Source organism: Priestia flexa NBRC 15715, assembly GCF_001591565.1.
GTDB classification, from domain to species: Bacteria; Bacillota; Bacilli; order Bacillales; family Bacillaceae_H; genus Priestia; species Priestia flexa.
Genome location: NZ_BCVD01000168.1, coordinates 1 through 6,319, shown reverse-complemented (window position 1 = coordinate 6,319; position 6,319 = coordinate 1). Strand labels below are relative to the sequence as shown.

Annotated in this window: 8 protein-coding genes and 1 other annotated feature; of the genes, 5 read left to right on the top strand and 3 right to left on the bottom strand. The window is 36.7% G+C overall.

Going from position 1 to position 6,319, the window contains the following annotated elements; translation table 11 throughout:
- From BFL01S_RS18490 to BFL01S_RS18480, 3 genes are all read right to left on the bottom strand, one after another.
- Positions 1-241, bottom strand: a 241-nt coding sequence (locus BFL01S_RS18490) for a YrdB family protein (RefSeq protein ID WP_169799873.1), incomplete at its 3' end; no start/stop codon positions are given.
- Between the two features lie 39 nt (positions 242-280).
- Positions 281-880 (bottom strand): TetR/AcrR family transcriptional regulator, encoded by a 600-nt coding sequence (locus tag BFL01S_RS18485; RefSeq protein ID WP_061786596.1) that lies wholly within the window; start codon positions 878-880, stop codon positions 281-283.
- 27 nt (positions 881-907) lie between these two features.
- Positions 908-1,621, bottom strand: coding sequence for an MBL fold metallo-hydrolase (locus tag BFL01S_RS18480; protein ID WP_061786595.1), 714 nt, complete (start codon positions 1,619-1,621; stop codon positions 908-910).
- A gap of 153 nt (positions 1,622-1,774) precedes the next feature.
- On the opposite strand from BFL01S_RS18480, the gene BFL01S_RS18475 reads away from it, so the two are divergent.
- The 5 genes from BFL01S_RS18475 to BFL01S_RS18455 all read left to right on the top strand — a co-directional run bounded on the left by BFL01S_RS18475 (position 1,775) and on the right by BFL01S_RS18455 (position 6,177).
- Positions 1,775-2,083, top strand: a complete 309-nt coding sequence (locus BFL01S_RS18475; RefSeq protein ID WP_061786594.1) for a LysR substrate-binding domain-containing protein — start codon at positions 1,775-1,777, stop codon at positions 2,081-2,083.
- Between the two features lie 133 nt (positions 2,084-2,216).
- A complete protein-coding gene (locus tag BFL01S_RS18470) occupies positions 2,217-2,723 on the top strand; it encodes a MarR family transcriptional regulator (protein WP_025909552.1) in 507 nt (168 codons plus the stop codon).
- Positions 2,718-2,933 (top strand) — a binding site (T-box leader). Its footprint overlaps the gene before it by 6 nt.
- A 40-nt stretch (positions 2,934-2,973) precedes the next feature.
- Complete coding sequence (tyrS, locus tag BFL01S_RS18465; RefSeq protein ID WP_025909553.1) at positions 2,974-4,218, top strand: tyrosine--tRNA ligase; 1,245 nt, start codon at positions 2,974-2,976, stop codon at positions 4,216-4,218.
- A gap of 223 nt (positions 4,219-4,441) precedes the next feature.
- Positions 4,442-5,443, top strand: a complete 1,002-nt coding sequence (locus BFL01S_RS18460; protein WP_061786593.1) for a DUF3231 family protein — start codon at positions 4,442-4,444, stop codon at positions 5,441-5,443.
- A gap of 128 nt (positions 5,444-5,571) precedes the next feature.
- Positions 5,572-6,177: a hypothetical protein gene (locus BFL01S_RS18455; RefSeq protein ID WP_025909893.1), complete on the top strand. Its 606-nt coding sequence runs from the start codon at positions 5,572-5,574 to the stop codon at positions 6,175-6,177.
- The last annotated feature ends 142 nt before the right edge of the window (positions 6,178-6,319 follow it).

The window sequence follows — 6,319 nt, the reverse complement described above, 5'->3', positions numbered from 1 at the left end:
GTTTACCAGTAGCATATAGGGCAACAGAAGGAAGGCCAAATACAAGCAGTTCGAGCATTATATGCATAGACATAGATAGTTGAACTTGGGAACGTGGAGAACCGAAAACTCCCCAAACAATTGCAATTATTAATGGAGCACCTATTGCTAACAGTACTCTCATTACCCCTTTTCCAGTTTGTGCTCCCCAGTAAGCTAGTGAGCCAAGTGCAAATAATTCTAAGGAAAATCGCAACGCCAAATTTAAAACCTTTATGAGTGAAAGAATATTCATTTTAAATTAATCTCTTAAATATTCACTTTTTTTACTCTCTTGTTTAATTGCATCTATCCCTGTTAAAAAAATATCTATTAATGTATGAAAGCTTATATCAAGATCAAGAGGAAGGCCGAACCCTCTCTTCTGTTCAAGCGAAGCAAAACCATGTAAGATACTTCGTAATCCCCGTGTCGCGTGTATTGTTTGATCTTCTCCTAAGTCGTATTCATTAAGTACTTGAATAACAGTATCAACTGTTTCGTTTTGTATGCTCCTAAGCTCCAGATCTTCAGGGTCAGGAGAACGAAGCATTGCTTCGTACAAACCAGGGTGATTACGAACAAAAAACATGTAAGCTTCTCCTAATGCACGAACTGCATTATCTTTTGAACGCCCTACAGTTGCACGTAGTAATACTTTATGAAGTTGTTCGTAACCATAAACAGCAAGCTTTTTTCTTAACGCTGGTAATCCGTTTATATGGTTATATAGAGAAGGTGGACGAATATTCAACGTTTTTGCAAGAGAAGCTAATGTTACTTCATCTATCCCTTGTGTATCTGCCATTTTTGTAGTGGCTTGTAAAATAGTATCTAAATCAAGTCCTGGTCTTGGGGTCATATTTAACTATTCCTTTCTTAAAATATACTAAATGTGTTCAATATTTAACTTAGCTTTTGTAATAGCGTGGGTTATAGCTTTTTCTGGTTGTTTTAACATTTTTCCATGCCCTACAGCAAGTAATGAAGGGTTATATTCTAGTAATTTATGTGCACTCTGAAGTGCAGTTTCCTTATTCCACGTAGCCATTGCTGGAAAAGGAAATAAAGGTCTAAGTTGGCCAGTTACTGCCATACCACCTCTTGTTTGGAAAGCATCACCAGCGATTAAGGTTCTACTACGCGTATCAAAATATGCCATTGAGCCTGGCGTATGTCCAGGAGCAGCTATCGCGATAAGTGAACCAATTTGATCTCCATTTTGTAATAAAATATCTGCTCGGGTTTTCAAATTTTTAGGTACTCCACCACGTATAGGAGTATCTGGTTCATTAGGATCCAGTGTAATGTCCCCACTCATTAATCGAGCATCTCTACTTGAAATATGTACAGGAACATCGGGAAGTAGTTGTTTTATCTTATCAAGTGCTCCTACGTGATCGTCGTGCGCATGTGTCAGAAGAATACGTGTAATTGGTTTATTAATTTTTTTAGCAGCTTTTAATATTTTCTTAGCACTGTAAGGAAGTGCAGCATCAATTAAGGTTAGACTATCATCCTCTTCAACTAGGTAACAATTAACCGGGAAAAAACGGGGTAAAAAAGTCAATTGATATAAATGTCCTTCGCGAATGATCCTCATAGGAACATCTCCTTCTCATATTAGCTTTAAAACTATTGTTATTTATATATTGACTAATATAGTTAGTTAATGCAAGCTAAGATACGTTTTTTTATTACTTTCTAGTTCTTATACTGTAACTTCTAATTTTTTTAGACCATACATAAGAGGGCTTTGAAGTGGTTCACGTATGGGTTGGAGCTACTGATTATTAGAAGGTATTGGCGCGAGCATTTTAAAAAGCGTCCTGATATTCAAGCAGCCCACGTTGTTCCAGATTTAAGAGCCATATTAGAAGCAATTGAACAAGGCATGGGGATAAGCGTCTTACCAACGTATTTAGTTCAAGATTCAATCGCACAAAATCGCTCTAAAGTATTGTTTTCAACACTGCACGTCTCCAATACAATTTATGCTGCTTATAAATCGGATCATAAAAGTCACCCTGCGTTTCAAGAGATACTTTTAAAATTACAGAAATAGCATGAAGTCGCGTTTAGGCTTCATGCTTTTTTTATATAGAGCTTGCTTTTTAGGTTAAAGTATAGTTTAATTACACTTATATAAATTAATCATTAGGTAGCTAATGATTCTGAAAGTTCGAGGAAAGGTGCGAATGGATAAGAAAAATAAACATCAAATAGAAGAGGTAGATCGTTTAAAGGTTTTATCTGAAAGCCTAGGAGAAGACGTTGATTTACACGCAGTAGCAGTTGCTACCAATCTCTACAGAGCAGCTCAATCTTTGCGCATTGTGATGGAACGCGACGTACTATCAGCTCATAAACTATCGTGGACTGCATTTTCATTACTATATGATGTGTGGGTATGGGGGCAAAGGGAAACAAAAGAGTTAGCTGTTTCTTCAGGCGTTACGACGGCAACAATTAGTACCATAACGAATACATTAGAGCGCAAAGGCCTATGTAAGCGCAGTGCTGACCCAAGAGATAGACGTCGTGTTAGCATTAGCCTAACAGAAAAAGGTGAACAAGTAATTAAAGAGCTGTATCCAAAATTTCATCAAGGTGAAAAGAAGCTTGTTCATTCAATGGAAGTAAGTGAGCAAGAACGGTTAGCTGAGCAGCTTCGCTATATGATTCAAAATATTAATAACGTATAGGCATTGAGAGGATCTTAGTAGTTTTTATCTCCCTATTTTTCAGAGAGCCAGTGGACGGTGTGAACTGGTATATAGATAAAAGTGAATTACATTCCTTGAGCTTTCTTTGTGTAGCAGCAAAGAGCGGTGAGTAGCCGTTAAAAAATGAAGTGGAAGAGAACATCTCTCTTCAACAAGGGTGGTAACGCGTGTAAAAGCCACGTCCCTTATTTAGGGGCGTGGTTTTTATTATTTTTAAGGAGGAAGTAAAATGGAAAACTTTTTAGCACAAGCAACAGAAAATCAAAAAGCAGAGATTGAGAGGCAGTACAAATTATATAGTTTTGGAACTCAGGAAATCATTCCTGCGGATGAACTGAAGCAAAAAGTAGCAAAGGCCGTTATAACAGGTGCACCGCTGAAAATTAAGCTAGGATTGGACCCTTCAGCTCCTGATGTTCATTTAGGGCATACAGTCGTATTAAATAAGCTTCGTCAATTTCAAGAAAATGGGCATGTTATTCAGCTTTTAATCGGTGATTTCACAGGTAAAATTGGTGATCCAACGGGTAAGTCTATTGCGAGAAAACAATTAACGGATGAGGAAGTCAAGCATAATGCCAAAACGTACTTTGAACAATTCGGAAAAGTGCTAGATATGAACAAAGTAGAACTTCACTATAATTCCTTTTGGTTATCAAAGCTTAATTTTGAAGACGTCATTAATTTAGCAGGGAAAATTACCGTATCACGCTTACTAGAACGAGATGACTTTGAAAAGCGTTTAGGAGAAGGAAAGCCAGTTTCTCTTCACGAATTTTTCTATCCACTTATGCAAGGGTATGATTCTGTAGAATTAGAATGTGATATTGAACTTGGTGGGACAGATCAGCACTTTAATATTTTAATGGGACGTCACTTTCAAGAGAAGTATGGAAAAGAAAAGCAAGTAGCCATGCTTATGCCTTTATTAGAAGGGTTAGATGGAGTAGAAAAGATGTCTAAGTCCAAAAAGAACTACATCGGTATTGATGAAGAGCCTTGGAACATGTATGGAAAAGCAATGTCAATTCCAGATGAACTCATGATAAAGTACTACAAGCTTGCTACGGATGTACCTTTAGAAGAAATTGAAGAGATGGAACGAGGTTTAACAATGAACACGAAACATCCTCGAGATCTAAAGATGCAGCTTGGTAAAACAATTGTACGAATGTACCATGGTGAAAAAGCTGCACAAGAAGCTGAGAATCATTTCAAAACGGTCTTCCAAAAAGGAGCTTTGCCAGATGATATTCCGGTGGTGAAATGGGAAGGTTCAGAACAACTTCCAATCATTGAGCTATTGGTTGAGCTAGGACTTCAAACCTCTAAAAGTGAAGCCCGTCGGATGATTAAAAATGGTGGGGTAAAACTAAATCAAGAAAAAGTAACAGATGAAAACTTACAAGTAGCCATAGAAAATGACTTAATTGTTCAAGTTGGCAAAAGAAAATTTGTTCAGCTTAAAAGATAACGGAGAAAGCTCTCATACCAGAGAGCTTTTTTTCATGGCTACATATTATGATTAAAAATGTAAATAGTAGTAGTATCAAAAAAAGTAAAGATATAGAGATGAGAACGCCTAAATTAGAAGCCGTGCTATGTAGTATTGCTTTTAAGGGACTTACTCAGAATTTACATAAGAGATTAATCAAAGGTATTTTATTTATCTTGATAAAGTATAGGAGGCACCATAAATGACAAGTCATATACCACTTAGCTCAAGTGAACTAGCAACGCTATGGATGACGTATCAACAAAAAACAATGTCTCAGCGGTTACTGGAACATTTCATTGAGCATGCAGAAGATGAAGAAGCTAAAGAAATTTTAACATCTACGCATAATAAAATTGTTCATTATATAGAAAGAATAAAACAAATTTTTGAACAAGAAGGAGCCGTTGTGCCCGTTGGATTTACAGAACAAGACGTAAATACAGAGGTACCAAAACTTTACGACCACCTATTTGACATTATGTTTTTACGCTTATTAAAGCAAATGAGCATGGGGTTACACACTCTTCATTTAAGCATGGCACATCGTGATGATATCGTGTCTCTATTTCAAGAGCTAACAGAATTTACGCAAGGCGTATATAGCAAATGCGTAGATTATTTACAGAAAAAAGGTGTTCTAGTGAGACCACCTGTGGTATCCATGCCAAAAGAAGTAAAGTTTGCTAAAGGTACAGGGTATATGAATGGTATGAAGCTATTTTCTGAAAAGCGAGCGCTTAATACGGTCGAAGTAGCGCATATTCATTATGCAGTGGAAACAAATATTTTAGGCATGCAAATGATAACAGGATTTGCACAAGCTGCTAATGAGCCAGAAGTACGTAAATATTTTATAAAAGGGAAAGAGTTATCAAAGAAAATTATCGCTAACTATACGCAGCTGCTTCTCGCCAGCGACATTCAAGCTTCATCGACGTGGGCTGGTAAAGCAACAAATTCTCAAATAGCACCATTTTCAGATAAACTCATGATGTACTGCACAAGTATCTTCTGTAGCTTCGGATTGGGAAGCAACGCGCTTGGAACAGCCTTTAGCTTACGAAATGACCTTCCGCTACTTTTAATTGATACGGCTAAAGATATCTTAACCTATGGTCAAGAGGGTGGGAAAATTATGGCAAGGAACGGCTGGATGGAAGAACCACCGCAGATGGAGGATCGAATAGATTTAACAAAATAAAAAAAGTAAAAAAAGTGCAAGACAACCGTTTGTACATGGTAGAAATTACCCTTCATTTCAGTTATTATAAAAGAAAAATGAGTTGTTAGACAATCAGGTGGCTAACCGTAATAGGGTAGGGGAAAGCGATGTTAAAAGAAACGGTAAAAGAGTATATTGAAGTAGAACTAAGAGGAAGTTCGGGACAAAAAGTAGAGCTTTATGAAGAGGAGAAGGATTTTGCAATGAAAAACGAATTAATTCCAGAAGGCGTCACAATTTCTTCCAAAGCTGATTACACTAGATTTGCGGATGCATATGTGGAGAGAGTAGATAAAGAGTCCGAAAATTTATTATCTGAAGAAGCTGCTGGTACATTTTTAAAAGAGCCAATTCAATATGTTAAAAACCATCCGAATGAGTTTATTTATATTGAATGTCAATCATTTGATGTAATTCGTGTTGAAGGGGTTTCTGTAGAGCTTGATGATGTTTTTCGTACGTACAAAGTGCTTTTAGGGCTGCGTCAGCCGAAAAAAGTAGGTTCTCATATCAAAGCATTTTTAACAAATCAATTGTCAGAGGGACAAAACAGCTTTCAAGCACTATTTAACGATAAAGACGGTATGTGGGACATTAATATTGATATCGAATCAATGAAAGGATTTGATGAAAACCTTTCTCTACATGATACGTTTGAATTAATTTATCACGTATTGTTTGAGCTAGTTCAGTATATTGATGAGCAAAAATAAAAAAGGATGAACCATAAGTATTTCAGTTAATGATATATCCAAACTATCGCGAGGTAACTACTTTTGATAGTTTGGGTATTTTTTGTTGGTTCCAAGACAAGTTTAAAAAGCTAGTGAAATGGAGCGTAGGACACGCGACTCC

Coding starts and splice junctions, on each gene's coding strand:
- BFL01S_RS18485 (WP_061786596.1), bottom strand. CDS start 880: ATGACCCCAAGACCAGGACTTGATTTAGATACTATTTTACAAGCCACT.
- BFL01S_RS18480 (WP_061786595.1), bottom strand. CDS start 1,621: ATGAGGATCATTCGCGAAGGACATTTATATCAATTGACTTTTTTACCC.
- BFL01S_RS18470 (WP_025909552.1), top strand. CDS start 2,217: ATGGATAAGAAAAATAAACATCAAATAGAAGAGGTAGATCGTTTAAAG.
- tyrS (WP_025909553.1), top strand. CDS start 2,974: ATGGAAAACTTTTTAGCACAAGCAACAGAAAATCAAAAAGCAGAGATT.
- BFL01S_RS18460 (WP_061786593.1), top strand. CDS start 4,442: ATGACAAGTCATATACCACTTAGCTCAAGTGAACTAGCAACGCTATGG.
- BFL01S_RS18455 (WP_025909893.1), top strand. CDS start 5,572: ATGTTAAAAGAAACGGTAAAAGAGTATATTGAAGTAGAACTAAGAGGA.